The organism is Acidithiobacillus ferrivorans, assembly GCF_016250455.1.
GTDB classification, from domain to species: Bacteria; Pseudomonadota; Gammaproteobacteria; order Acidithiobacillales; family Acidithiobacillaceae; genus Acidithiobacillus; species Acidithiobacillus ferrivorans.
Genome location: NZ_CP059488.1, coordinates 1559012 through 1584779 on the forward strand (window position 1 = coordinate 1559012; position 25768 = coordinate 1584779).

Annotated in this window: 31 protein-coding genes; 25 read left to right on the top strand and 6 right to left on the bottom strand. The window is 57.3% G+C overall.

Going from position 1 to position 25768, the window contains the following annotated elements; all coding sequences use genetic code 11:
- Window positions 1-33 precede the first annotated feature (33 nt).
- The 14 genes from H2515_RS07755 to H2515_RS07820 all read left to right on the top strand — a co-directional run bounded on the left by H2515_RS07755 (window position 34) and on the right by H2515_RS07820 (window position 10001).
- A complete protein-coding gene (locus tag H2515_RS07755) occupies window positions 34-297 on the top strand; it encodes a CCE_0567 family metalloprotein (RefSeq protein ID WP_014029030.1) in 264 nt (87 codons plus the stop codon).
- 4 nt (window positions 298-301) lie between these two features.
- Entirely contained in the window at window positions 302-610 is a 309-nt protein-coding gene (fdxB, locus tag H2515_RS07760; protein WP_014029029.1) for a ferredoxin III, nif-specific, read from the top strand.
- A 27-nt stretch (window positions 611-637) separates the two neighbouring features.
- On the top strand, window positions 638-1294 hold the full coding sequence (locus H2515_RS07765; protein WP_232821614.1) for a nitrogen fixation protein NifQ: 657 nt from the start codon (window positions 638-640) through the stop codon (window positions 1292-1294).
- Window positions 1295-1324: 30 nt separating this feature from the next.
- Window positions 1325-1918 (top strand): hypothetical protein, encoded by a 594-nt coding sequence (locus tag H2515_RS07770; RefSeq protein ID WP_014029027.1) that lies wholly within the window; start codon window positions 1325-1327, stop codon window positions 1916-1918.
- Window positions 1919-2175: 257 nt separating this feature from the next.
- Window positions 2176-2544, top strand: a complete 369-nt coding sequence (locus tag H2515_RS07775) for a HesB/IscA family protein (RefSeq protein ID WP_014029026.1) — start codon at window positions 2176-2178, stop codon at window positions 2542-2544.
- 4 nt (window positions 2545-2548) lie between these two features.
- The gene (nifU, locus tag H2515_RS07780; RefSeq protein WP_198661359.1) at window positions 2549-3424 is read left to right on the top strand and encodes a Fe-S cluster assembly protein NifU; all 876 of its coding nucleotides are present in this window, start codon (window positions 2549-2551) and stop codon (window positions 3422-3424) included.
- Between the two features lie 2 nt (window positions 3425-3426).
- Window positions 3427-4635 (top strand): cysteine desulfurase NifS, encoded by a 1209-nt coding sequence (gene nifS, locus H2515_RS07785; RefSeq protein ID WP_014029024.1) that lies wholly within the window; start codon window positions 3427-3429, stop codon window positions 4633-4635.
- Entirely contained in the window at window positions 4628-5788 is a 1161-nt protein-coding gene (gene nifV / locus H2515_RS07790; RefSeq protein ID WP_198661360.1) for a homocitrate synthase, read from the top strand. The genes nifS and nifV overlap by 8 nt, the downstream gene beginning before the upstream one ends.
- 15 nt (window positions 5789-5803) lie before the next feature.
- Window positions 5804-6613 carry a serine O-acetyltransferase gene (gene cysE / locus H2515_RS07795; RefSeq protein ID WP_198661361.1) on the top strand — a complete coding sequence of 270 codons (810 nt, stop codon included), beginning with the start codon at window positions 5804-5806 and terminating at the stop codon, window positions 6611-6613.
- A 4-nt stretch (window positions 6614-6617) separates the two neighbouring features.
- Window positions 6618-6950, top strand: coding sequence for a nitrogenase-stabilizing/protective protein NifW (gene nifW, locus H2515_RS07800; protein ID WP_014029021.1), 333 nt, complete (start codon window positions 6618-6620; stop codon window positions 6948-6950).
- 64 nt (window positions 6951-7014) lie between these two features.
- On the top strand, window positions 7015-8655 hold the full coding sequence (locus H2515_RS07805; RefSeq protein WP_198661362.1) for a nitroreductase family protein: 1641 nt from the start codon (window positions 7015-7017) through the stop codon (window positions 8653-8655).
- Window positions 8627-9409, top strand: a complete 783-nt coding sequence (locus H2515_RS07810; protein WP_198661363.1) for an ankyrin repeat domain-containing protein — start codon at window positions 8627-8629, stop codon at window positions 9407-9409. Before H2515_RS07805 ends, H2515_RS07810 begins: the two co-directional genes overlap by 29 nt.
- A gap of 68 nt (window positions 9410-9477) precedes the next feature.
- Complete coding sequence (locus tag H2515_RS07815; RefSeq protein ID WP_014029018.1) at window positions 9478-9708, top strand: FmdB family zinc ribbon protein; 231 nt, start codon at window positions 9478-9480, stop codon at window positions 9706-9708.
- A 59-nt stretch (window positions 9709-9767) separates the two neighbouring features.
- On the top strand, window positions 9768-10001 hold the full coding sequence (locus H2515_RS07820; RefSeq protein ID WP_014029017.1) for a hypothetical protein: 234 nt from the start codon (window positions 9768-9770) through the stop codon (window positions 9999-10001).
- Between the two features lie 26 nt (window positions 10002-10027).
- Here H2515_RS07820 and H2515_RS07825 read toward each other — a convergent pair whose 3' ends face one another.
- From H2515_RS07825 to H2515_RS07835, 3 genes are read right to left on the bottom strand one after another with little or no spacing between them, the layout of a single operon-like run.
- Entirely contained in the window at window positions 10028-10357 is a 330-nt protein-coding gene (locus H2515_RS07825) for a Rieske 2Fe-2S domain-containing protein (protein WP_014029016.1), read from the bottom strand.
- A gap of 37 nt (window positions 10358-10394) precedes the next feature.
- Window positions 10395-10715: a hypothetical protein gene (locus H2515_RS07830; RefSeq protein WP_143217853.1), complete on the bottom strand. Its 321-nt coding sequence runs from the start codon at window positions 10713-10715 to the stop codon at window positions 10395-10397.
- Between the two features lie 37 nt (window positions 10716-10752).
- Window positions 10753-12450, bottom strand: a complete 1698-nt coding sequence (locus tag H2515_RS07835) for an AAA family ATPase (RefSeq protein WP_014029014.1) — start codon at window positions 12448-12450, stop codon at window positions 10753-10755.
- 208 nt (window positions 12451-12658) lie between these two features.
- Between H2515_RS07835 and H2515_RS07840 the strand changes: the two genes are divergently transcribed.
- The 10 genes from H2515_RS07840 (at window position 12659) to H2515_RS07885 (ending at window position 21323) form a co-directional block, all read left to right on the top strand.
- Window positions 12659-13582, top strand: coding sequence for an extracellular solute-binding protein (locus tag H2515_RS07840; RefSeq protein ID WP_198661364.1), 924 nt, complete (start codon window positions 12659-12661; stop codon window positions 13580-13582).
- 314 nt (window positions 13583-13896) lie between these two features.
- Complete coding sequence (locus tag H2515_RS07845) at window positions 13897-15495, top strand: flavin monoamine oxidase family protein (RefSeq protein ID WP_198661365.1); 1599 nt, start codon at window positions 13897-13899, stop codon at window positions 15493-15495.
- 190 nt (window positions 15496-15685) lie between these two features.
- On the top strand, window positions 15686-16528 hold the full coding sequence (locus H2515_RS07850; RefSeq protein ID WP_014029010.1) for an electron transfer flavoprotein subunit beta/FixA family protein: 843 nt from the start codon (window positions 15686-15688) through the stop codon (window positions 16526-16528).
- A 19-nt stretch (window positions 16529-16547) separates the two neighbouring features.
- Window positions 16548-17642, top strand: a complete 1095-nt coding sequence (locus tag H2515_RS07855; RefSeq protein ID WP_198661366.1) for an electron transfer flavoprotein subunit alpha/FixB family protein — start codon at window positions 16548-16550, stop codon at window positions 17640-17642.
- Window positions 17643-17658: 16 nt separating this feature from the next.
- Window positions 17659-18957, top strand: coding sequence for an FAD-dependent monooxygenase (locus H2515_RS07860; RefSeq protein WP_198661367.1), 1299 nt, complete (start codon window positions 17659-17661; stop codon window positions 18955-18957).
- Entirely contained in the window at window positions 18954-19241 is a 288-nt protein-coding gene (locus tag H2515_RS07865) for a ferredoxin family protein (RefSeq protein ID WP_014029007.1), read from the top strand. The genes H2515_RS07860 and H2515_RS07865 overlap by 4 nt, the downstream gene beginning before the upstream one ends.
- Window positions 19242-19259: 18 nt before the next feature.
- Window positions 19260-19754, top strand: a complete 495-nt coding sequence (locus H2515_RS07870) for a hypothetical protein (protein ID WP_198661368.1) — start codon at window positions 19260-19262, stop codon at window positions 19752-19754.
- A gap of 5 nt (window positions 19755-19759) precedes the next feature.
- Window positions 19760-20179, top strand: coding sequence for a ribonuclease HepT family protein (locus tag H2515_RS07875; protein ID WP_226837217.1), 420 nt, complete (start codon window positions 19760-19762; stop codon window positions 20177-20179).
- Window positions 20176-20859, top strand: coding sequence for a fumarylacetoacetate hydrolase family protein (locus H2515_RS07880; RefSeq protein WP_198661369.1), 684 nt, complete (start codon window positions 20176-20178; stop codon window positions 20857-20859). The genes H2515_RS07875 and H2515_RS07880 overlap by 4 nt, the downstream gene beginning before the upstream one ends.
- A gap of 35 nt (window positions 20860-20894) precedes the next feature.
- Entirely contained in the window at window positions 20895-21323 is a 429-nt protein-coding gene (locus tag H2515_RS07885) for a hypothetical protein (RefSeq protein WP_198661370.1), read from the top strand.
- Here the strand turns inward: H2515_RS07885 and speA are convergent.
- The 3 genes from speA to H2515_RS07900 form a co-directional block, all read right to left on the bottom strand.
- On the bottom strand, window positions 21288-23201 hold the full coding sequence (speA, locus tag H2515_RS07890) for a biosynthetic arginine decarboxylase (protein ID WP_198661371.1): 1914 nt from the start codon (window positions 23199-23201) through the stop codon (window positions 21288-21290). The two genes, H2515_RS07885 and speA, sit on opposite strands and share 36 nt — an antisense overlap.
- Window positions 23202-23264: 63 nt before the next feature.
- On the bottom strand, window positions 23265-24674 hold the full coding sequence (locus tag H2515_RS07895) for a PhoH family protein (protein ID WP_035192660.1): 1410 nt from the start codon (window positions 24672-24674) through the stop codon (window positions 23265-23267).
- Window positions 24671-25150: a peroxiredoxin gene (locus H2515_RS07900; protein ID WP_014028999.1), complete on the bottom strand. Its 480-nt coding sequence runs from the start codon at window positions 25148-25150 to the stop codon at window positions 24671-24673. Before H2515_RS07900 ends, H2515_RS07895 begins: the two co-directional genes overlap by 4 nt.
- A gap of 117 nt (window positions 25151-25267) precedes the next feature.
- On the opposite strand from H2515_RS07900, the gene H2515_RS07905 reads away from it, so the two are divergent.
- Window positions 25268-25753 carry a Fur family transcriptional regulator gene (locus H2515_RS07905; protein ID WP_035192658.1) on the top strand — a complete coding sequence of 162 codons (486 nt, stop codon included), beginning with the start codon at window positions 25268-25270 and terminating at the stop codon, window positions 25751-25753.
- Window positions 25754-25768: the final 15 nt, after the last annotated feature.

The following is a 25768-nucleotide window of genomic DNA, read 5'->3' on the forward strand; positions in this document are numbered from 1 at the left end:
TTATGGTTCATCAGCGCAGAGGAGTATGACGCCATGTCCGTATTAATGGAGATGTTACCGGTAACAGAGGAACAGACCAATCACTGGGAGTTGATTGTGGATGAAAAAGATACATTGAAGGCAGAAATCAAACGGCTCAATGCCCAGGCTACTCAGGCAAAAATGGATCTTCACGATCTGGCCGAAGATTTGCCCATCGGCTGGGAGAACATTCTGGAGCTTGCGAATCGTACCTACGCCGCCTACCGCGATCTGACCGCGGCCAGGGCGCGGCTCGCGTCATTTCCCGGAGGATAATGCCATGTCCGACATAACCGGTACCACCAAGGGTGGGCTCGGCTGGACGCCCCAGTTCGTTGACCATATCAACGAGGAAAAGTGCATTGGCTGCGGGCGCTGTTTCCGCGCCTGCGGTCGGGATGTGCTGAATCTTATTGGTATCACTGAAGAGGGCGAGCTGGTGGCGGCTGACGATGACGAGGCGGAACGCAAATTCATGACGATTGCGCATCCAGAAAAATGCATTGGCTGCGAGGCCTGCTCCCGGGTTTGCCCCAAGGATTGTTATACCCACGCCCCCGTAGATGCAGCCATGAGACGGTCTGCGTAAAAGGGTGCCCGGATATTCAGGGAGGGAATGATGAGAGCGGCCATATATACATACCTGATGTCCTTGCGTCGAGAGAGCGAAACATTGGCCGATGCCCATTTCTTCGCCCTTTGTGTCAGCCACCGCGCTACCGACGTAAAAAGCCCTATCAGCAGCACGCTGGGGCTGGCGCCCGAGCAGCTATCGGCACTGCTCACCCGCTACTTTCCTGAGCTGATGGATGCCCGGATGGCAACGCAGTGCATGAAGGTCCGCCTCCATACTGCCGTAGGTGGAATCTTTCTCTGCCAGTGTCACGGTGGTGACGGTGAAGCACTATTGCGCAGCGAGGAAAACAGCGATCTGCAGAAGCTTCTACTGGATCACCGTGCGGGCCTGAGTGCGGCAGAAGAGTGGTCGGCCGCGATCATCGCAACCGCCTGCTTCGGGGATGACCACCTCTGGCAGGACTTGGGATTGACCGAGCGCGAGGACCTCAGTGCGGTGATAAAACGCCATTTTCCCCTTCTTCACCTGAAAAACAGCGGCAACATGAAATGGAAAAAGTTCCTTTATAAGCAACTTTGCGACCAGGCGGCAATCCGGCTCTGCCAGGCTCCGAATTGCAGTGTATGCGACGATTATGCCCGGTGTTTCGGGCCGGAAAATGCCAGCGGCTGGAATCTGCTCTCTGCACATGGGTAATGTACTTATCACCACCACTACGGAGTATTTATGTCCACCACCATTGAACACAGCGCATTTGCTGATTTAGACCGCCAGAAGCGGCTGCTGAACCCGGTTTTCAAAGGCGAGATTAACACGCAGGGACGCTTTGGTTTTCGCGGGGAGCTCGCCATCAAGTTCGCCGTTGCGCTAGCCGACGAGGCGCGCCCCCCAGAACTTCTTGCCCAGCAGATCATCAGCGTGGCAGAGCCGGGGGCACCGAAAATCGGTTTTTTTTCTTGCTATCTCCTGTCCTTTGGCTATCTGGAAAGCTTGGTAGAGGTACTGGCTGACAGCCTGGATCCGACCGGTAAATATTTTATTTACTGCAACAATATCGACTTCAGCAAGCGCTACCATCTGGAATACAAAGGTATTCCATTTTATATCCTGCCGCTGGATGAAGCGACGGTCTACAATGAACTGCTGGACTTGTTCGGACTGGAACGCAACGACCTCAAAAAGCTCGACACGGCGGGCAAGATCAACCGCATCGCCGAGAGTGCCCTGCAATACAGTAGCGTATTCCCCGAGATCAGCTATGCAGACTGCCTGGCGGGCATGGGTCCAGTACGTGATCCCGGTGAAAACCGGCCCGTATAAGCGCTTTTGCCACTGTGTTAGCGAAAACCCGGACACCCAGCGGTCTCCGGGTTTTCGACATCTCGGCACTGTTCCGTGATGTTCGTTTTCCTGCAAAAGCATCCTGGAAGATGTAGAGAAACCAACAAAACGCACTAATGACACCTCAACATCCGTTGTTAATCATCATAATAACAATAAGTTGATAACAAATCTAAAAGCTGGCCCAAGTCTTGCACAGAAGCATACAGGAACCCCTGTCGCGTAAGGAGTATGTCATGCTGATATTGACGGAAAAAGCCATTGATGTCGTAAAGAATCTGCTTGCCGAGAATCCTGAAGCGAGCGGATTACGGGTTGCGGTAACCGGGGGCGGTTGTTCCGGTTATCAATATGGAATGGGGCTGGAGGCCGAAGCCGGCACCGAGGACACCGTGGTGGCGATAGAGGGTGTGCCGGTTTACGTGGACAACGCCAGCGCTACGCTGCTCAGCGGGGTCGTCATCGACTACGTGGACGAACTCAGCGGCAGTGGCTTCCGTTTCGAAAACCCCAATGCTACGGGAACCTGCGGTTGCGGGTCGTCATTCACCACGGGAGACGAGGCCGCCGCTGCCTCAGCCTCCGCCTGCGGACATCGGAGCTGACGCCATGTGGGACTATACCGATAAAGTCAAAGATTTATTCTTCAACCCCAAGAATACCGGGGTCCTCGAAGAGGCCAACGCGGTCGGCGAGGTTGGCTCCATCAGTTGCGGAGACGCCCTGCGCCTGATGCTCAAGGTCGACCCGGATACGGATGTCATTCTGGATGCCCGCTTCCAGACTTTTGGCTGCGGCTCCGCCATCGCCTCGTCATCGGCGTTGACTGAACTGATCAAGGGCAAGACGCTGGATGAAGCGCTCAAAATCACCAATCAGGACATCGCTGAATATTTGGGCGGGTTGCCTCCGGAGAAAATGCATTGTTCCGTTATGGGTGCCGAGGCCTTGCACGCCGCCATCGCCAATTACCGTGGCGAAGAATGGGCAGATGATCACGAAGAAGGCGCGCTGGTATGTAAATGCTTCGCTATCGACTCGGCGCTCATTGAGAAGGTAGCCAGAGAAAACCATTTGTCGACGGTCGAAGAGATCACTTTCTATACCAAGGCGGGCGGCGGTTGCCAGAGTTGCCATGAGCAGATCGAGGATATCCTCGCGGCAGTAAACGGCAGCACGCCGCTGCCGGTGGTAGCGGCGAAGCCCGCCGCCAAAATCACCCCGGCCCCCATGACCATGGTCCAGAAAATCCAGAAGATATCCGCCGTGATCGATGAAATGCGCCCGCAATTCCAGATGGATGGCGGCAATATCGAACTGGTCGATGTGGATGGTGATACGGTCATGGTAGCCATGAGTGGCTCGTGCATGAACTGCCAGTCTTCCGGGATCACCATTTCCGGCATTCAGGAACGCCTGATGCTGACTCTCGGCCGTCCGGTACGGGTCGTTCCGGCCAGCATGCCGCAAGCCGTGGGGGTGTAGCCATGAGCAGCGCCTATATGGACAACAATGCCACTACCCGGGTAGATCCCCGGGTGCTGGAGACTATTCTTCCCTACTTCAGCGAGTATTACGGCAACCCCTCCTCCATGCACAGCTTCGGTGGCGATGTGGGCAAACGTCTGGAAGAAGCGCGCGCCTCCGTACAGGCCCTGCTGGGGGTAGAACACGACTCGGAAATCATTTTTACCTCTTGCGGTACGGAGTCCGATAACACCGCCATCCTCTCGGCCCTGGCCATACAACCCAGCCGCCGGGAAATCATCACCAGCGTGGTGGAACACCCGGCCATTCTGGCGCTCTGTGATCATCTCGAACGTCATGAAGGCTATAAAGTCCACTACATTCCCGTGGACCGGCTTGGGCGCATCTCCATGGAGGCGTATGCCGCAGCACTCAGCGAGCAGGTGGCCGTCGTCTCCATGATGTATGCCAACAATGAGACGGGAACGATCTTCCCCGTCGAAACCATGGCACGGATGGCCAAGGAAAAAGGTGCACTCTTTCATACGGACGCCGTGCAAGCGGTGGGCAAAATTGCCCTGAACATGCAGGAATCGGCTATCGATATGCTCTCCCTCTCGGGCCATAAGCTACATGCCCCGAAAGGCGTCGGTGCGCTCTATGTGCGCCGGGGCACCCGCTATCGGCCGCTACTGCGCGGCGGCCATCAGGAACGCGGGCGCCGGGCCGGAACAGAAAACACCACTGGCATTATCGCCCTGGGGCTGGCGGCAGACATGGCCCTGGAGCATATGGAGTATGAAAACACCGTGGTGCGCGCTTTAAGGGACCGTCTGGAGACTGGCATACTGGCACAGGTGCCCTATGCCTTCGCCAATGGCGATCCGGAACACCGTTTGCCCAATACCGCCAGCATCTCGTTTGAATATATTGAGGGCGAGGCCATCCTGATGCTCCTGAGTCGGGTCGGCATCGCTGCCTCCTCAGGTTCCGCCTGTACCTCCGGGTCGCTGGAGCCGTCCCATGTGCTGCGCGCGATGAATATCCCTTACACGGCAGCGCACGGCACCATCCGTTTTTCTCTATCCAGGGAAACCACGGAGGCCGAAGTGGACTGGGTGATTGCACAGACACCGCCCATCATCGAGCAATTGCGACGTCTATCTCCCTACTGGGGTGCCAATGGCCCCATTCTCACCGATAATGCCTTTGCACCCGTGTATGCATGAACTTAATCCACTCTCCCGCAGCATCGCGGTAATTCACGACACCACCCTGCGTGATGGTGAACAGACCGCAGGGGTGGCCTTCCGCCCCGATGAAAAACTGGCTATCGCCGAGAGTCTGGCCAATGCCGGGATTCCGGAACTGGAGATCGGCATCCCCGCCATGGGGAGCGAAGAGGAAGAAACCATCCGCAGCATTACTCGGATGGGCCTCACCGCCCGCCTGGTGGTCTGGTGCCGGATGCACGATTCGGACCTCGCTGCGGCAAAGCGTTGTGCTGTGGATATGGTCAATGCCTCGGTTCCGGTTTCGGACATCCAGATACGCAGCAAGCTGGGCAAAGACCGCCGGTGGGTCTTGCAGCAGGTGGACCGCCGGGTGAAGCAGGTGCTGGACAGCGGCATGGACGTCGCGGTGGGCGGCGAGGATGCCTCCCGGACCCACCTGGACTTTGTATTGCGGGTCATGGAGGTTGCAGAACGCGCGGGGGCACGCCGTTTTCGTTATGCCGACACCCTGGGTATTCTGGAACCCTTTAACACCGCGCATATCATGCGGCGCCTACGTGCGGCCACGGACATGGAAATTGAAATCCATGCCCACAATGATCTGGGCCTGGCCACTGCCAATTCCATCGCTGCCCTGCGTTTTGGTGCCACCCATGTGAACACGACAGTGAATGGTCTGGGCGAGCGCGCTGGCAACGCCGCGCTGGAGGAAGTGGTGATGTGTCTGCACCATTTGCACGGCTTCGAGACCGGTATTGAAGTGCGCCAGTTCAAGGCGATTTCGCAACTGGTGGCGCAGGCCTCCGCGCGACCGGTACCCGCCGGAAAAAGCATCGTCGGTGATGCCATTTTCCATCACGAGTCGGGTATTCACGTCGATGGATTACTCAAAAATCCCCGCAACTACCAGAGCTTCGACCCCGAGGAACTAGGACGCCAGCACCATATGGTGCTGGGCAAGCATTCCGGAACCAGGTCCATCGTGCGGGCTTATGCCGAACTGGGTAGCGTCATCACCGAATTACAGGCGCAAAGCATCCTCAAACAGATTCGCGTCTATGTGCTTCAGCACAAGGCACCACCGCCCGTAGAGGACCTGCATCGCTTTCTTCTGGAGAGCGTGGAGTCCCTGCGCGCTCATTCCTGAATGGAGGACACGCCCGTGGCTGCTACCCTGCTCGACAAAGAACAACCCCGCAAGTCCGGTCTGTGGCGCAACCTGCGCGACGATATTCACTGTGTTTTCGAACGCGATCCGGCTGCTCGCCATACGTTGGAAATCCTCACCACCTACCCTGGGGTACATGCGTTGCTGGCATATCGCCTCGCACATCGCTGGTGGCAGTGGGGTTGGCGATATCCGGCCCGCGTGTTGAGCGCCACGGCGCGCTTCTCGACCGGCATCGATATCCATCCGGGGGCACAGATCGGGCGGCGCTTCTTTATCGACCACGGCATGGGTGTGGTGATTGGCGAAACGGCAGAAATTGGTGACGATTGTACCCTGTACCACGGGGTGACTCTGGGGGGCACAAGCTGGAATCCGGGCAAACGCCACCCGACATTGCAGGATCGGGTCATGGTGGGGGCGGGCGCGAAAATCCTCGGGCCCGTCACCATCGGTCATGACAGTCAGGTGGGTGCCAATGCAGTGGTCATTAACGATGTGGCGGCGGGCATGACCGTGGTTGGCATCCCTGGCCGCGTCGTGCTGCCAGCAGAACGGCGCCGTATCGCCACCCACGGTATTGATCTGGATCACCATCTCATGCCGGACCCGGTGGGCAAAGCCATTCAGTGCCTGATGGAACGGATTTCTCAACTGGAATCGCAGGCCCAGTCCAGCGGCCGTGCCGTGCAACTGACGGAAAAAGACTGCAATAACTGTCCGGATTCCGATTCCAGCCTGTGTGGGCCAAACAGCAATCCAGCAGCTTTAGCTCCTCTCCCCTCTGACGAATTCCAAGGATGACACTATGAGTGATCTACGTAAAACACTGGCGAGTTTGTCCTCCGCTGAGGATTTCCTGAAGTTTCTGAACATCGACTATGATGAGACGGTGGTCCATATTAATCGTCTCCATATCCTCAAACGTTTTCATGACTACCTGAAAAGAGAGGGGAATACCGATGCCCTGGATGATCAGGCGTTGCACGCGCTTTATGTGAAATTACTCAGCCAGTCGTATCAGGATTTTGTGGTATCTGACGCAGTCTCCGAAAAGGTGTTCAAAGTCTTTCATCAGGCCATGGGTGTCAGTCATGTCTCTCTGGAAAAGGTGGCGGTCAGCGCGCCGAAAGAATGTTGACAGGTGCTTGCCGCGCCGCAATACAATGCCACGAGCAAGGCTGACTAACGGAACGGCGCAGATCATGACGACAAGCAATAACAGCGAAGCGCTGCAAGTGGTGATGGCCTACCATGAACGCTCCAAGCATCACCTGAATCGCTATGCCGCCGGGCCGGAAGCGCTGGACTGGGATGCACAACCCAACCCCTTCCGCGCGTTCACCGGAAGCCCGCAGCGCATCTTGCCGTTGCTGACGGACGAAACTGCCGTCACCTTCGCCGGGCTGTCCGCCGCCACGCCCCAACCCGTCACTCTCCAGGCGGTCGCTCAGTTTCTGGAGCTTTCCCTCGGGCTGGCAGCCTGGAAGGAATACGGCCCGGATCGCTGGGCGTTGCGCTGCAACCCGTCCAGCGGCAACCTGCATCCCACCGAGGCCTATCTTCTCGCCTTCGGGGTGCAGGGCATCAGTGATGGACTCTACCACTATTTGAGTCGGGATCATTTGTTAGAACAGCGCTGGTATCCCGATGCCGAACAGTACGGCTCAGGGGTGTATATCGCGCTGACTTCCATAGCGTGGCGCGAAGCCTGGAAATACGGCGAACGGGCACTACGATATTGCCAACTGGATATTGGCCATGCGCTGGGTGCCCTGCGCTATGCTGCGGGCACCCTGGGCTGGCACCTTCGCTTGCGCGGGGATGTGGACGATGCCCGACTGCGCAGCCTCCTCGGCCTGGATCGTTCCAGCGATTTCGCGCATGCCGAAGGCGAGGATGCGGAGCTGCTGCTCGAAATCCTCCCAGCCGATACCATGTTTTCCGCCAGCACTAGTCCCGCTGTGCTGCCGGGGCAATGGCGGGGTCAGGCCAACTGCCTGGATCCCCACCCCCTGTATCAGTGGCCGGTCATCGCCGAAACGACCAGCGCCAGCAGGATGCCGCTACGCACTCCCGACCCGCTTCCGCCTGATCCATGGCCAGCCCGCAAAAAATCGGGGCATACCGCTGCCAGCACCCTGATCCGCCGTCGGCGCAGCGCCCAGCGCTTCGACCCGAAGATGGTCATGGCGACTGACGATTTCTTTACCCTCCTGGATGCGTTGCTGCCCCGTTCCGCCCTGCCCTGGGATGTCTGGCCCTTCACCCCGCGCATCCATCCGATACTGTTCGTGCATCGCGTCGAAGGTCTGAGCAGTGGCCTCTATGCCCTGCCCCGCACAACAGGGGGTGAAACAGTGCTACGCACGGCCCTTAATCCGGATTTCTCCTGGCAAACAGTGGCCGGGGCGCCCGCCCATCTGCCTCTGCGACGGCTCTATGACGGCGACGTGCGCAGCATTGCCCGGACCCTCTCCTGTCATCAGGCCATTGCCGCCGATAGCTGCTTTGCCGTGGTCTTTCTCGCGGAGTATGCCGACCCCCTGCAGAGCGGCGCCTGGCATTACCGTTTGCTCTATCAGGAAGCCGGATTATTAGGCCAGATATTGTATCTGGAGGCGGAGGTACTGGGCCTGAACGGCACCGGTATCGGCTGTTTTTTTGATGACGCCGTGCATGAAACATTGGGGATCAGGGACCACACCCTGCAATCCCTCTACCATTTCACCGTGGGTCATGCCCTGACGGATACACGGATTAGCACCCTCCCGCCCTATGCCCACCGGGAACTCGTACTCACACCGGAGAAAACGCATGAACACCCGCTCCTTTCAGCGTATTGATGTGCATAAGGCCCGCGAACTCCTGTACAAGCAGGACACCGTGCTGCTGGATTGTCGTCACCCCAGTGACTTTCAGGCCGGCCATATTGTCGGAGCTTCTCTCCTGGGCGATTACAACGCCGATGACTATGTACTGAACGTGGCCAAAGATCGTCCGGTGCTGATCTATTGCTACCATGGCAACGCCAGCCAGATGCGTGCCCAGTTCTTTGCCGATTTTGGTTTTGCAGAGGTGTACAGTCTGGATGGTGGTTACGAAGCCTGGCGTCAGGTGCATGCGCCCGCAAATCGGCAGCTCACCGAGGCTCTGCAATGCTGGCTGACGGCGCAGGGGTTTCCCGCCGCAGACATCCACGCGCGTACCCGCGACGGCGTGACGCCCTTGATGCGCGCTGCCGGCGAAGGCGATCCTGAACGGGTGGCTGAACTGCTCGCCGCCGGTGCCGACCCGCACCAGCGCAACAACGATGGCAATCAGGCCCTCTGGTTCGCTTGTGTCAGTGAGAATCTGGACACCCTGGACCTGCTGGTGGCGGTTGGCGCCCACCTCAACCACCAGAATGACAACGGCGCCACTTGCCTGATGTATGCCGCATCCGCTGGCAAGACGGCGGTAGTGGAGCGTTTGCTGGCATTCGGTGCGGACCGGAGCCTCCTTTCGCTCGATGATTTCACTGCACTGGATATGGTCGCCAATCTGGAATGTCTGAATATGTTGCGCGAAACACCGAGGCGGATAAAAGCCGCCACCTGAACAGGCATCATTATTGCTGCACCGGATAACAGATGCCGTTTTGGCCATAACCTGACAAAGGAACAATAATGCCTATCTTCGATTACCATTGTTGCGATTGCGACGCCGACTTTGAATTACTGGTCATGGGCTCAAATATCCCAAACTGCCCGCAATGCGGCAGCCAACACCTGGAAAAACAGCTTTCGCGGGTGGCCGCACCTGGTCGCAGTGCTGGACTGATGGCGCGTGGTCGTGCGCAAGCGGCGAAAGAGGGGCACTTGAGCAATTTTTCGCCCGCCGAGCGCAAATTGCGCTGACTCGACAGGCATCGTTTCACCCCCACCGACTTTTTGAACAACACCAGCGAGGATGGATCATGAGTGGCTTTTTCATGGATTGGGATGGCAATTTACGCAGCGTTGAGGACCCAGGAGGCGGTTACATTTGTGATGTCGATCTGCCGGCACGTTATGTCGCTGTAATGCAGGGCAGCATATTAGCCCATGAAGCGACCCTCTATAAAACCCTCACCGATGTTGAAAAAGCCGGAATCAAAGCGGAAGTGGTTCCCGGCTCTCATCCCTGGGGAAGCAAGAGAGACGGGTTTTAAGTGCGGATCCATATTTGCCAATGACTTTAGCGGGGTCCATGAGGTGCAAAATCACCGGTATCCACTAATACTTCGTTATTTTCAATCTTCAGCGGAAACTCCCTGAGGGTGCAGGGCTGGCCCTTGATGCACGCGCCGGTTTCACCGCTGAATGCCCAGTCATGATGGGCACAAGTCAGAGTCTCTCCATCGAAGCGGGCATCAGCCAGTGGTTCATTGGCGTGGGGACACATTCCGTGAAAAGCCCGGGGGTCTCCCCGGCTGGGCCACACAATCATGAGCAGTATCCGGTTAACCACCGCCACTTCATATTTTCCTTGTCGCAGCTCGTTAAAATCACAGGCTTTACCAAACATGGTGAAACTCCTTTTTAATCCGGAAAATCATAAAATATTATGCTGATAGGACATCCATGTCATCCGCCGCAGCGCTTCGTACCAGCATGTAAAGATCAATATCCCGACTCATCCAGCCAATGGTGGCTTTGTGCCAGGCGGCATAATTGGCTTCTTCCCATATAGTGCACAATAATGCTTCATCCATGGTAATTTCCGCATCACTATACTGCTTCTGATTAGCCACTTCACAAGTCATAGGATCAACCCCGTGTTGCGCGAAAACTTCCTCAGCTGCCTGTATCGCCAGGGCCATATCATTTGCACTCACCAAGCCCACATCCTGACCTGCCAGGGTAATGACTGTACGCATATTCATTTCTCCCTATTGCATTAAAAAACTTATATCACAAAGGTCACGCGGCAGCTGGTTCCAGCCCGCGAAATACCGAACAACGTTTAAAGACCTCGACGGTCGGCAGCACCTGTTTTTGTTTACAGAATTTAGCTACCAGTTTGGCCAGTCCTTTAATATCCCTGCCGGTGGCCGCCGGAAAAATATTCACCAATTCGTCAATGGCCGATGTGGAGATATCGAGACAAAACTGATTGCACATCACCTGCCAGATTTGCCGGCGTCCATTGGCATCGGGGGGATTGTATTTAATCAAGGCAATACAACGGGAGACAATGGCTTCATCTATGTCATCCACCCGATTCGTGGTCAAGAATAACAAACCATTAAAATACTCCAGCACCCGCAGAAAGACGCCCACCACCGCATTCATCGTCATATTGTCGTCCCGGCGCTTGATATAGACATCCGCTTCATCAATCAGCATCACGGCGCCCCAGCGTTGAGCGCGGGTCAGTATCTCTTTCAGCGCGGTCTCCATACTGGCCACATTCAATCCCAGCTGACCTGAATGCACCCGATACAACGGTCGCTGAATGATTTCCGAATACACCTCGGCAGTCAGGGTTTTCCCCACCCCGGCGGGTCCGGCGCAGAGCACCGTGGTACCACCGGATTTTCCGGTGATGACATCATCCATCAGCACGTCCATCTCGGCGGTCAAAATGTCAATCAGATCCATCTGTTCAGCGGGTAAAATCAGCTTTTGCTTCAATGTGGGCTGGTAAGCGTAAGGCGCAAGATCGCTGGCATGCACCCAGAGATAATGATGAAGCTCCAGATGAAACATGAATAAATAGGGATGCACGGGGATTTTCGTGAACAAATCATTTTCGATAACAGACTGGAATTGCCCCATCTCTTCTTCGGCGCCATAGCGATTGCTTTTTGCCGCTTTGCGCAAATAGGGGCCGAGAATATCCCCGGTCACTTCCAGTGTTGTGACTCTGCTGGTCAGAATGCCTTCATCATTGACCAGACGCGCCCTGCCCTCTCCCGCCGACAAAATGATCACGTCTTTTCGTGACCAGTCGGTATCCCGATGTGTCGCGCTGGGATCTTCGGCATAGAAGCCGACCCCGAGCGCCGAATACTGTGCGCCATAATGCCCCCGCCAGTCGAAATAACGGGAGACTTCTTCATCGTAGGCAGCAATCAGCTCCGGAGTTTCTTTCAGAAATCCCTTTGTAGTGAGAATTTCCCTTACTGAACGATTTGCCATATCACCCGCAGAAATACGAATGGCCAGGCTTGCAACGACGCCCTTGGCGTTCGCTTTTAGTTCTATGACGATCTTGCCGGTTTCGTCATTTCCCGGCGCCACATAATCCAGTCTGGTGACGACATAAGCCAGGGCTTTACCATCCACATTGATACTGAACAGCCAGCCCCGGATAGCATCTTCAATCAGCAGGCCGGCCAGCGCTGGTAATAACCGTTCGAGATCATCCTCAGGTCCGAAACGCAGATCATTAGCCTGCCTGGCTTTTTGCAGAGCAAACAATATGGCGGACTGTGCCTGCAACTCCGGTCCCGCTGCCTGATACAGCGTGGCGAGGAAACCCAGCTCATATTGCGCCAATTGCTGAAAAGGCAATTCAACTACCTCCCCGAAACGAAGCTGCTCCCGCAAGCTCTCCAGATGCGGGAACTTCTGCACCATCGCCTCGACATGCGCCCGCCGTATCCGCAGTTTCAAAAAGTCTCTCCTTAGACGTCAATAAGTACACATTATTGTCAGAAAGCGAACAAATAAGTGGGCTATAGGGCCGTGTGAAAGATGCAGCAAAAAAGATGCCAAATTCATGGCATACCAAAGCATAAAAAGCTTGAAAAGTATGTTGACAGCGAAAAATATTTGCCGGTATATTCCATCGTATATTTCGCAGGCCGCAGGAGTAGAACCCGTGAAACACCGTCATTATCAAAATTCCCTTACACTGATCGTCGCCGCCAGCCTGCTGACTTTGTCGCCCCAGGTCATGGCCAAAGACCTGCGTGTCGCTTACGCAGGTTCCATGGGTGCGGTCATGGACCGGTATCTCGGACCGACTTTCGCCAAAGCCCATAACGTGCAATATCAGGGGGAAGGCCAGGGCGCTTACGCTCTCGCTCACCTCATCGCCGCCCACAAACTGCGCACCGACGTTTTTGTCTCCATCACCCCCGGCCCTATCGAGGTGCTGATAAAGGCCGGTCTGGTCAGGGCGGCCTACCCGGTCGCCAGTACCGCCATGTGCATCGCTTACAGTTCCGACAGCCCCTACGCCAAAGACTTTAAAGAAGCCGCGGAAGGCAAAGTGCCCTGGTATAAAATTCTGCAGAAACCAGGGGTAGTCTTTGGTCGCACGGATCCCAAAACCGATCCCCAAGGGCAAAATATCGTCTTCACCTTCATGCTGGCCGAAAAGTATTACCACGAGCCGGATCTGGCGAACAAAGTCCTCGGCCCGGTCGAGAACCCACAGCAGATATTCACGGAGGCGTCATTACTTTCTCGCCTCAAGAGTGGCCAGATGGCTGCCGCCTCGGGGTATCTTAGTGCAGTAAAATCCCAGCATCTGCCGTATATCACCCTGCCCGATCAAATCAATCTCAGCAATCCGGCTATGGTCAAAGACTGGTACAGCAAAGTCCACTTCACCCTGAATGTGGACGGAAAACCCAAGACCGTTCACACCCAGCCCCTGGTCTTCTATGCCGCGGTACCCGTCGATGCGCCCGACCCCAAACTGGGCATGGCCTTTATCCAGTTCATGACCAGCCCCCAAGGTCAGGCCATGTTCAAAGAGACCGGCTATAACCCACCCAAGGGGGCCATACTGAAATAAAGTAGCTCCGCGTCGGAGCGATCGGCGCCCTGCGTAAACTGCCCGCCGATCGCTCAAGAGAGGGTCTGCTTCATGAGATGGCCCACGCTCACCGCCAGACAAATTTTGTCGTAAAGCTGACCAGACTCTACAAAAGCTACGTTAACGACGGCCCTGTCCGACCACACGCAGATCCGCAAAAACTGCGCAGATAGTACGAACCCAATTGTTTATATGAATAATATAGTGTCGCGTGCCGGTGCCGCACCCCATGCTCCGGATCCCGGTATAAATATTGCTGGATACGCGAATAGGCAGCCAGGAGGAGCGGAACCGTGCCAGATATAATCATTGTTGGTGGTGGCTTATGCGGGCTTGCATTGGCCCGAAGCCTGCAGGAGCGCGGGCTAGATTTCACGCTCTATGAAGCGCGTGAGCGTCTGGGCGGGCGTATATTTTCCGAACGCTGCCAGCGCAACAATCTGGCGGTGGATCTGGGGCCTACCTGGTTCTGGCCGGATACCCAACCGCGCGTCACCCGGCTAATCTCTGACCTCGGACTCGATACTTTTGCCCAACATGACCAGGGTGACATCCTGCGTCTGAATACAGTGGATGAGAAACCGGAGGTTATGGCGTTGACGGATATACACGGTGGGGCCCGGCGCGTGATAGGTGGGATGGAGCATCTCGTGACCGCCATCACCGCGCAACTCCCGGTGGACCGGTTGCATCTGGGCCATACGTTGCTATCCGTGGAGGAAGATGACGATCACGTTATGCTCAGTTTCCGCCACAACGGAAAGATTGTGCAGGTCAGTGCGCGGCATGCGATTCTCGCCGTCCCTCCCCGCCTGCTGGAAGAGCACGTCCGTTTCGATCCTCCCCTGAACGCGTCCCTGCGCGAGGCCATGCGCGCGACGCACACCTGGATGGCCGATCAGGCCAAGGTGGTCGTTGCTTACGATCAGGCGTTCTGGCGGAAATCGGGCCGGTCCGGGAACGCCTTCGTCACCCACGAACAGGTGGTGCTCCCCGAAATTTTCGACGCCTGTGATGCCACCGGCGAGCAGGCCGCACTCGGCGCATTTTTTTCCCTCCCACCGGCATTTCGCGCCACCATTCCGCCCGCCACCATGGCCTTGCTGATCTCCAGCCAACTGGTGCAGGTCTTTGATCTGCCAGCAGAAGACGGAGAACAACATGTCCATGACTGGGCTCAGGAAGCCTACACCTGTAGCACCCTGGACCGCACGCCTCCCAGTATGCATCCTGAATACGGCAACCCGAAGCTGCGCCTGCCGCTGTGGGAAAACAAGCTGTTTTTCGGTGGCTCCGAAACTGCGGGCTATGGCGGCGGCTATCTGGAAGGCGCCCTGGAATCCGCCGCCCGCCTACAGCGGATACTCGCCCCTGACCCCGTATCGCTTAGCCCGGAAGCACTAACCGGCCCTGCCGACAACACCGCCTGCATCGCCCTATTCGGTACATGGGTGACCGCGCAACAGCCGGATTTGCTGGCAACCTATCGCCGTCACCTGAATCAATACCTGGCCCGCCAGCACAAGGAACAGTTGACCCAGCGCGCCCTGCTCGACACCATCGAGCAGTTCTATAGCGAGGCATTGCGCCAACTGAGCGAATTGCCTTTTGACACCAGCAGCACGGGTATCCATAAGGGGCGTTCTGATTTAACGCTGGAAGTGCATGCACCTTTCGCAACCGTTCATCAGACCCTGATCAGGGAGGCCCTCGCCTTTAACCGCAGTTCCTGTGCGCTCTCCAATTTTCCCGAAGAGCACGCACCCGGCAAGGAATATCTGTCCACTATCGCCCGCGACCTCGCTGCCGCCTGGCGTGAATTTGCCCTCAGCAGCAATGCCGTGCTCCTCGCCAAAGCCGCCACCGTCAGCGAGAGCCAGCGGACGCATTGAGTTTACCGTGATAAAGCATGCATTTTGTCGCAAAACATACATCGGCTGCCTACGTTGTTTTTCTGGTGCATTTTAGCCAAAAGACTGTTTATCTTGAAATTAACAAGATACTCGTATCTGGAATGAAGATTGCTTAGATCAGTGCAACAGCATCTTCAGATCACCGACAGATCGGTAACAGGAGTACGCCATGCATATTGTCGTCTGTATTAAACAGGTTCCCGACAGCGCCCAGATCCGGGTGCATCCGGTCACCAATACCATCATGCGGCAGGGCGTACCCGCCATCATCAATCCCTTCGATGTTTTCGCTATCGAAGAGGCCTTGCGCCTCAAGGACCGTTTCGGTGGGCGAGTCACCGTGCTGACCATGGGGCCGCCCCAGGCAGAAGACGCACTGCGCAAGGCGATCGCCTATGGTGCCGACGACGTGATACTCCTGACCGACCGCGCCTTCGCCGGCGCCGATACCCTGGCGACTTCCTTCGCCCTGGCACAGACCATCCGCAAAATTGGTGAGGAGCATCCCGTAGATCTGGTGTTCACTGGCAAGCAGACCATTGACGGCGATACCGCGCAGGTCGGACCGGGCATTGCCAAACGCCTGGGCCTGCAACTCCTCACCTACGTATCGGCTATCGACGCATTGGACCTTCAGGAACGTACCATTACTGTACAACGCCGCTCGGAAGGCGGTGTGCAGGTGATCCGGACCCGCCTGCCTGCCCTGATCACCATGCTGGAGGGTAGCAACCAGATCCGTTTCGCGAGCATGGATGACATGTTCCGCTCGGCTCGTCTTACCGTGCCGCAATGGAATAAAGACCGTGCCGGGATTGAAGATGTCAGCAAAATCGGCCTCAAGGGCTCGCCCACGGTGGTCAGCAAGATATTCACTCCCAAGCCCAGGGCTGTGAAGGCACAGATGATCGGCGCCGATCTGGACGCCAGCGGCACCGCCAACGCCTTCCTGGATATCCTCAGCAGCCAGCACCCGCGCCTGGCGCAGGAACTCGGCCTGATCACCCCATAAACGCACAAGGAGCATTCGCATGAGCGAGAACACTGCCGCACCCGCAAAGCCCAAAGGCAAAAAGCGCCTGGAACTGGATCCCCGCCTGGCGGCCTACAAAGGGATCTGGGTGTTTGTCGAAATGGAACGGGGCCAAGTACATCAGGTGTCCTGGGAATTGCTCGGCGAAGGGCGCAAGCTGGCCGATATTCTCAATGTAGAACTGGGCGCCGTCATCCTCGGCGGCAGCAGCGATGAACTGGGTGCTGCTGCCCGCAGCGCTTTCACCTATGGCGCCGATGTGGCCTATATCGTGGCCGATCCCATTCTTACGGACTATCGCAACGAGCCCTACACCAAGGCCATGACTGACCTGGTCAACAAGTACCAACCGGAGATTCTCTTGCTCGGCGCCACCACCCTGGGCCGCGATCTCGCCGGTAGTGTGGCCACCACTCTGCTCACGGGTTTGACCGCAGACTGCACGGAGCTCGCCATTGATCCGGACAATCGCGGACTGCTCGCCACCCGTCCGACCTTTGGCGGCAGCCTGCTCTGCACCATCCAGACCCTCAACTACCGCCCGCAGATGGCCACCATCCGCCCCCGGGTCATGGCCATGCCCGAAGCTACGCCGGAGTGCCGCGGCCGTATTGTTTCCGAAAACCTGCAGATGCAGGAGGACAACATTATCGCCAAGGTCCTGGAGTTCATCCCCGACGACGCCCAGGAGCAGGCGCAGCTCGCCTATGCCGACATTATCGTGGCGGGCGGCCGGGGCATGGGCAAAGCCGAAAACTTTCGCCTGATCTGGGATCTGGCTGCCGTACTCGGTGCCGAAGTGGGCGGATCGCGTCCGGTGACCCATGCCGGCTGGCTACCCGCCGACCGTCAGATCGGACAATCGGGCAAGACCGTGCGCCCCAAACTCTATATTGCCGCGGGTATCTCCGGGGCGATTCAGCATCGCGTCGGCATGGAAGCCTCCGACGTGATCATCGCCATCAACAACGATCCCAATGCGCCCATCTTCGACTTTGCTACTTATGGCATTGTCGGCGACGCCGTGCAAATCCTTCCCGTCCTCACCGACGCCTTGCGCAGCCGTCTGGCTGTGAACCGCCGGGCCGGTTAATTACAGGAGTCATGACATGGCCGAAAAATTTGATGCCATAGTGGTAGGTGCCGGCCCCGCCGGTAATGCAGCCGCGTATACCATGGCCAAGGCGGGTCTGAGCGTATTGCAACTGGAACGGGGTGAAACCCCCGGCACCAAAAACGTCCAGGGGGCCATTCTCTATGCCGACGCGCTGGAGCGCATCATTCCCGATTTCCGCGACGACGCCCCGTTGGAGCGCCACGTGATCGAACAGCGCATGTGGGTGCTGGATGAAAAATCCTTCATCGGGACCAATTACCGCTCCGATGCATTCAACAGCGACCAGCCCAATCGTTATACCATCCTCCGGGCGCCTTTCGACAAGTGGTTCTCCGGGAAGGTCAAGGCCGCAGGTGGCCTGGTCATCTGCGAGACGACCGTCACCGAACTCATCCAGGAAGGCAAAAAAGTTATCGGTATTCGCACCGATCGTGCGGGCGGCGATATTTATGCCGATGTGGTGATTCTGGCGGACGGCGTCAATTCGCTGCTGGCCAAAAAAGCCGGGTTCCATGGCGAACTCGAAGCCAAAAATGTCGCGCTCGCGGTCAAGGAAATTCACTTTCTGCCCGAAGAGGTCGTCCAGAGCCGTTTCAACATCAAGGGCAACGAAGGGGTGGTCATTGAGATTGCCGGTGCCGTCACCCACGGCATGGTCGGCACCGCCTTCCTCTATACCAACAAGGAATCCATTACCCTGGGCATCGGTTGTCTCTTGTCCGACTTCAAGAAAGCGGGCATCGCGCCCTATACCCTCCTCGAAGAACTCAAGGCGCATCCGGCCATTGCACCGTTGATTGCGGGGGGCGAAATGAAGGAGTATGCCGCCCACCTGATTCCCGAAGGGGGCTACAAGGCCGTTCCGACCCTCTACGGCGACGGCTGGATGATCGCGGGGGACAGCGCCGGACTGGTAAATGCGGTCCACCGCGAAGGCTCCAACCTGGCGATGACCAGTGGCCGCTTGGCCGCAGAAACGGTTATCGCCCTGAAAGAGATGAAGCTTCCCTGTACGGCACCCCATCTTGCCCGTTACAAAGCCGCGCTGGACGACAGTTTCGTCATGAAAGATTTGCGCAAGTACAAGGAATTACCAGAGATCCTGCACAGCAATCCGCATTTCTTTTCAGTGTATCCGCAACTCCTCAACCGCGCCGCGCATACCATGCTGATGGTCGATGGTCAGGATAAACACAGCAAGGAAAAGACCATTCGTGGCAGCTTTGTACAGCAACGCTCGTTATGGGGTTTGGTAGGAGATGCCTACCGCATGTGGAGGGCAACACGATGATCAAGATCGAAGAGAAACTGTTTCAAAACCGCTACCGGGTTGATGAGGGTCGGCCGCATATTCAGATCAGCGATCCTCAGGTCTGCGCGGATGATTGCAAAACACAGTCCTGCACCTTCGCCTGTCCGGCCGCCTGTTACGCCAAAGACGAGGCTGGTGGAGTGGTCCTGACCACGGACGGCTGCCTGGAGTGTGGCACCTGCCGGGTCATCTGTTCGGAATATCGCAACGTGGATTGGTCCTATCCACGGGGCGGTCACGGCATTCTCTTCAAGTTCGGTTAAGCCGGGAGGCTTGGTCCAATGAGCCCTGACGGTGCCCTCCGAGAGATCACCCTGCCCTTTGCCGATCCGACCGGGCAGACCGCTTCGCTGCTGGAGGCCGCACTGGCCAACAGCACACACCCGACCGAGGTGGAAAAACTGCTGAGGCAGCATCTGCTGACCGATCCGAATTACCTGCCCGCCTATTTTGCCATGTACAAGCTGCTGTTCCGCCAGTCCCGGCTGGCGGAGGCCGAAGAGATAGCACGCAGCGCCCTGACCAGCGGGGCACGACTGGGCGGATTTCCCCCCAACTGGCAGCAACTCGCCCCAGGCACGGCAGACTGGTCCATGATTTACAGTCCTGCCCATTTTTATCTCTTCACCCTGAAGGCCCTGAGTTTCATCCTGTTGCGCCGCAAGCGACTGGACGAATGCCGGGAAATTCTGGAAAAAATCGGCGAACTGGACCCCCACGATCTGGTAGGGGCCTCCGTCATCCGCGCTTATGCCGATGGCCTGACGGCGCATTGAGTCTGATGATGTATCATACAACGAGCATCTCGCCCTTTAACGTGATCGAAGCGGCGGGGACCGCCGTACTCACGCTGACTGAGGGGCTGGAGAAGGAAGAGTTTCTCGCGTCGCGCCTCACCCGTGCGGAAACTCGACGCCAGCTTCGCCTCATGAGCGCGGCCGCCCTGCTCCTGTCGGCAGAGATCCACGCCCTGATGGTGGAAATTGACTGGGATGGCTGGCGCACCCTCGACCAGCGCCTCGCGACCAGTGATCAAGCAGCGGACATCCTGCTTTGGCTCGCGGTGTGCGCGCTGGCACCAGATACCCTGATGTGGCTGCGGGTGTACCGCAAAAACCAGCCGGAATGGTTTAAAGAGGACGCAATGAAAGCAGATGTCTGTTATCCCGCCATTTCGCCCGGCACAGGAGCCTGTCCATGAACTACGCCTTCCCACCCGCCCCTATCGTGACTCTGGACGCCATGTCCAGCAACCCTTTCCCGGTGCGCCGCATTTTTTGCGTCGGGCAAAACTACGCCGATCACGTCCGGGAAATGGGCGCCACGCCCGATGCCGAACCCTTATTTTTCATGAAACCGGCCAGCGCCGTTCTGCAGAATAATTCGGTGCTGCCCTACCCGCCCGGCACTACCGACCTGCAACCCGAGGTGGAGCTGGTGGTGGCGCTGCACAAGGGCGGCAAAAACATCCCCATGGACAAGGTCGATTACGACTACGTGTTCGGCTATGCCGTGGGTCTGGACATGACCCGTCGCGACCTGCAACGCGCCGCCCGCGAAAAAGGACAACCCTGGGACATGGCCAAAGCATTCGACCATTCGGCGCCCTGCACGGCCATCACGCCCGAGTTTTATTCAGGGAATATCGCCCGCGGCAAGATCGACCTCAAGGTGAATGGTCAAATCCGCCAGAGCGCCGATGTCGGTGACATGCTCTGGAAAATCCCGCAGATCGTCCATTTTCTGTCGAATCAGGTCGAGCTCTTTCCCGGAGACCTCATCTTCACCGGCACCCCCGCCGGCGTGGGCCCCGTGGTAAAGGGCGATGTGATCGAGGCCGCTGTTGCCGGGCTGGAACCGCTGACCATCACCATCGGCTAACCTGATCACCCCCCAATCGAAACAGGAATAACCCAATGCCCACAGCCGACCTCCTCGAACGCAATCGCCTGATCTTCTGTCACTTCGATAGTTACAGTACCGCCCTGCGCTTCGTACGCATCAACGACAGTGTGATGTTGCCCGCGCCACTGCCGGAGAACACCAGTATGCTTGCAGCACCCACGGAAACCGGCGACACGCCCACTGACGTACTGCATGCAGTATTGGAGAAACTGAACATAAATCCCAGCCAGATAGAGCTGGACGACGGTTTCGAGGTTTGGCTGTCTACCGACACTGGTCCAATTCAGATTCACCTCGCCCGCTTCACGACATTTGAAGCCCCCCACGCGGCAATCGCCTCTCATGATGGCGATTTCAAGCCCATCAGTGAGCTGCGCCGCCTGCCGATGATGGAGTTGACGCTGCTACGTCAGGTCTTCAATCAGATCATGGGCGGTTAAATAGGTATAACCATGCAGGCCATCCGCAAACTGCTGCAGAAACTCGTGCCGCTCCACGTCGCCGAGATGACTGCAGGCTTCCACTTTCTTCTGGTAGCGGGCCAGTAGGTCGCTGGCGGAAAACTGTACGTATTGCAGGACGGCCTCCACCGTATCCCCTGCCAGCGGCTGCTCCAGACGCATGGCGCCCGAGGCATCACAGAGCACATTAACCGAGTCGGTGTCGCCGAACAGATTATGCATATCCCCGAGAATTTCCTGGTAAGCACCTACCAGAAAAATACCGAGGAGATAAGGCGTATCTGCCTGTAGCAGATGTACCGGCAGTGCCGGTGTCAGGCCTTCGGCCGTCACGTACGCATCAATCCTGCCGTCGGAGTCGCAAGTGATGTCTTCGAGACGAGCTCGCCGGGTCGGCTCTTCATTCAGTCGTTGGATGGGCAATATCGGGAAAATCTGATCAATGGCCCAGACATCGGGCAGCGACTGAAACAAAGAGAAGTTAACGAAATATTTGTCCACCAGCTTTTCGTCGAGTTCATCAAGAATGTCGCGGTGCGCGCGATTGTGCGGGTCGAGAAAGCCGCGCACCCGCCAGAGCAGTTGGGCATAAATGCCTTCGGCTTCGGCGCGCGCCTCAATGTGAATGATGCCGAGCTTGAATTGCTGGTGAAGCTCCGCCAGCAGATAAAGGGCCTCCTGATAAACTTCCAGCGCCGCGGCGGCGTTACCCTGGTCCAGGCGGGTGAGCAGACGGCCCCATTCACCCTCCATCAGGTCGACCGAAGGTGCTGACGACGGATGCTCTCCGGCCGCCATCTCCACATCGGTGACATTAGCCAGCAAAATGGCGTGATGCGCCGTCAGCGCCCGGCCCGATTCAGAGATGATACGCGGCTCCGGCAGCCCCTCCTGGCGCGCCACATCAGCCAGTGTGGCGACGATGGCATGGGCATAGTCGGAGACATGATAGTTCGTGGAGCAGTACGCGCGGGAGTGCGTTCCTTCATAGTCCACACCCAACCCACCGCCCACATCCACCACCTCCAGGGCCGCGCCCAGGCGTCGCAGTTCCGCATACAGACGGGCACACTCGCGCATGCCGCCTTTGATGAACTGAATATTGGGAATCTGGGAACCGAGATGGAAGTGCAGCAATTGCAGGCTATCGAGCGCATTTTCTGTCCGCAGGCGGTGGACGAGTTCCAGGATGTCCGCCGTAGACAGGCCGAATTTAGATTTTTCGCCACCGGTATTCTGCCACTTGCCGGAACCGGCGGATGCCAGCCGCGCGCGCACCCCGATCCGGGGTTTAACGCCGAGCTTGCGGGCCTCATTCAGGATCAGAGGCAGTTCCGAGGGTTTTTCCACCACCAGGTAGACCTGCATGCCCAATTTCTCACCCGTCAGGGCCAGGCGAATATACTCGTTGTCTTTGTAACCATTGCAGATGATGGTGCCGCCCACCGGCATCAGTCCGATGACCGCCAGCAGCTCCGGTTTGCTACCCGCCTCCAGACCGACGCTACCCGCACCGGCACGCAAAATTTCTTCGACGACGCGCCGCTGCTGATTGACCTTGATCGGATAAACGGGCGTGTAGCTACCGCCATAGTCGAGGGCGCGGATGGCCTCAGCAAACGCGCTGTGCAGGCGCGCGACTCGATCGCCCAGAATCTGCGGAAAACGCAGGAGGCAGGGTAAAGCGAGGGAATGCTCACCCAGTGCCGCCGCGACATCGGCCAGCCCAATAGCGGCACCCTGCGGGTTGGCGTCGGGACGGACGATGATCTGTCCGTCCGCACCGACATCGAAATACCCCTCGCCCCAATGCGGCAAGTTATACAGATGGCGACTATCCGCGACCGACCATGTCATGCGTTCACTCCCCTGATGCCCTGCGCGCAGTCTAAGGGCTCAGCAGGTCAGTAGACAAGGGGATCACAAGGCATCATTGGCAAAATCCGCCAAACGCGAACGCTCACCGCGACGCAGGGTGACATGTCCGCTGTAGGCCCAGTCCTTGAAGCGATCCACCACATAGGTCAATCCTGAGGTGGTTTCCGTCAGGTAGGGCGTGTCGATCTGCGCAATATTGCCCAGGCAGACAATTTTGGTCCCCGGACCGGCACGGGTGATCAGGGTTTTCATTTCCTTGGAAGTCAAATTCTGTGCCTCGTCGATGATGACGAACTTCTCCAGAAAGGTACGCCCGCGCATAAAGCTCATGGATTTGACGCGAATCCGCTTATTGATCAGATCCTGCGTCGCACTGCGTCCCCAACTGCCACCATCATCACTGCCGCGCGCCAGAATTTCCAGATTATCCTCCAGCGCCCCCATCCACGGCAGCATTTTCTCTTCCTCCGTGCCGGGCAGGAAGCCAATCTCATCGCCCACCGGCACGGTCGCACGGGTGATGATCACTTCCGAGTAGCGCTTCTGCTCAAAAATCTGATGCAGCGCCGCCGCCAGCGTCAGCAGCGTCTTACCGGTACCCGCGTGCCCAAGCAAGGTGACAAAATCGATGTCCGGATCCATCAGTAGATTCAGGGCAAAATTCTGCTCCGGATTGCGCGCCAAAATACCCCAGACTGCATGCCGCTCGCTTCGATAGTCGGTTATGCGTTCGATAATGGCGTGTTCCGGATGCACTTCGCGGACAATCGCCGCAAAGTCTTCGGCCACCCCCGCCAGTGTATCAATCGCGATAAACTGATTGGGATGCCAGCGCTGAATGGCAGGGCCGCTGATTTTGTAATAACTCCGTCCGCTTTCCTGCCAAGCGTCCAGATCGCGACTATGCAGATCCCAGAAATCGGCACTCAGCGTCTCTGTACCGGTGTAGAGCAGGTCCACATCGTCCAGAGCACGATCGTTCTGGTAATCCTCCACCCGAATCCCGAGGGTGCGTCCCTTGATGCGCAAATTGATATCTTTACTGACGAGAATCACGTCTTTTTCGGGATGACTATTCTGCAAGGCCAGAGTCACGGCGAGGATTTCATTGTCCGCCTTGCCAGCGGCCAGATCTTCAGGCAGCGCCTGCTGATGTGCGGCAGTCTGGAAATAAAGTCGTCCCTGCGCATAAGGCAGCACCAAACCACGATCCAGATCAGCGGTATCCGTCAGCATCTCGTCCAGATAACGGCTGACCTGACGCACATTACGCGCTTGCTCACTCAGGCCTTTTTTGTGCTGATCCAGCTCCTCCAGAACGACCATCGGCAGCAGGATGTCGTGTTCCTGGAAGCGGAATAGCGCTGAGGGATCGTGCATCAGCACGTTGGTATCCAGAATGTAGAGACGCGCCCTCACCGGGCTTGAAACCCCCGCTTCCTGGCGACTCATGGTAATTGCTTGACGATGTCTAAGATGGCGGCTGCATGTCCGGCGGCCTTCACTTTGCGCTCGACGTAGGCGATTTTGCCTTCCCGGTCGATCACGAAAGTGCTGCGTTCAACGCCCATGCTCACCTTGCCGTAATTGTTCTTCTCCTTGAGTACATCAAAGGCCTTGCAGAGTGCTTCATCCGTGTCGGCCAGGAGCGGAAAAGGGAAGTTGAACTTGCAGGAAAACTTTTCATGGCTGGCCAGCGTATCCCGGGAAACACCGAGAATTTCCGCGCCAGCAGCCTGGAATTCCGGGTAGAGTGCCGTGAACTCCTGCCCCTCTGTCGTACAACCCGGCGTGTCATCCTTGGGGTAAAAATAGATCACTACGACCGTTCCGCGCAGGTCATCGATGCTGATGGAGGATGCCTTACCATAGGCTGCGGCATGAAACTGAGGTACAGGTTGACCGATGGTGATGACTTCTGGGGACATGAGGAACTCCTGAATGGGCCTGACTGAAAATCTAGCGCGGCAGATAGGGCGCTGTCCAGGGAAGTAATGCAGGGCCATTGCTTGCGCCCTCCCGGCCTTCTGCTCTAGCATGACTTTATGGCGCATTCATCACTCCATCCCACCCTCACGGCGGAAGTTTCCGATGCCGAGGCAGCGCAGCGTCTCCGCGCCATCGGGCAGCGCATCACGCGTTTACGGGTAGCGGTCTTCAAAACACTGCTGGCAGCCGAGCAACCACTCAGTCATCCCGAGCTGCAGCAGCGTCTGGAGGCGTCGGAGACAGGGGCGGTTGACCGTGTCAGCCTCTACCGTAATCTGGAATGGTTGGTACAGACCGGACTCGCCCACCGGATCACGGCAGACGACCGGATCTGGCGCTTTAGCGCCCACCGTGATGAAACGGCCACCCAACACCCGCATTTCCATTGTGTCGCTTGTCGCCAGGTATTTTGCCTACCCGAAAGTAGTGTACCGACGCCCCCACTGCCAGCCGACTATTCCATGATTGAAATGGAATTGGTGGTCAACGGGGTCTGTGCCCAATGCGGGAAGGAACCGCCCCAAAAAAACAGTCAGCACTGAGCCCATCAGAATTTT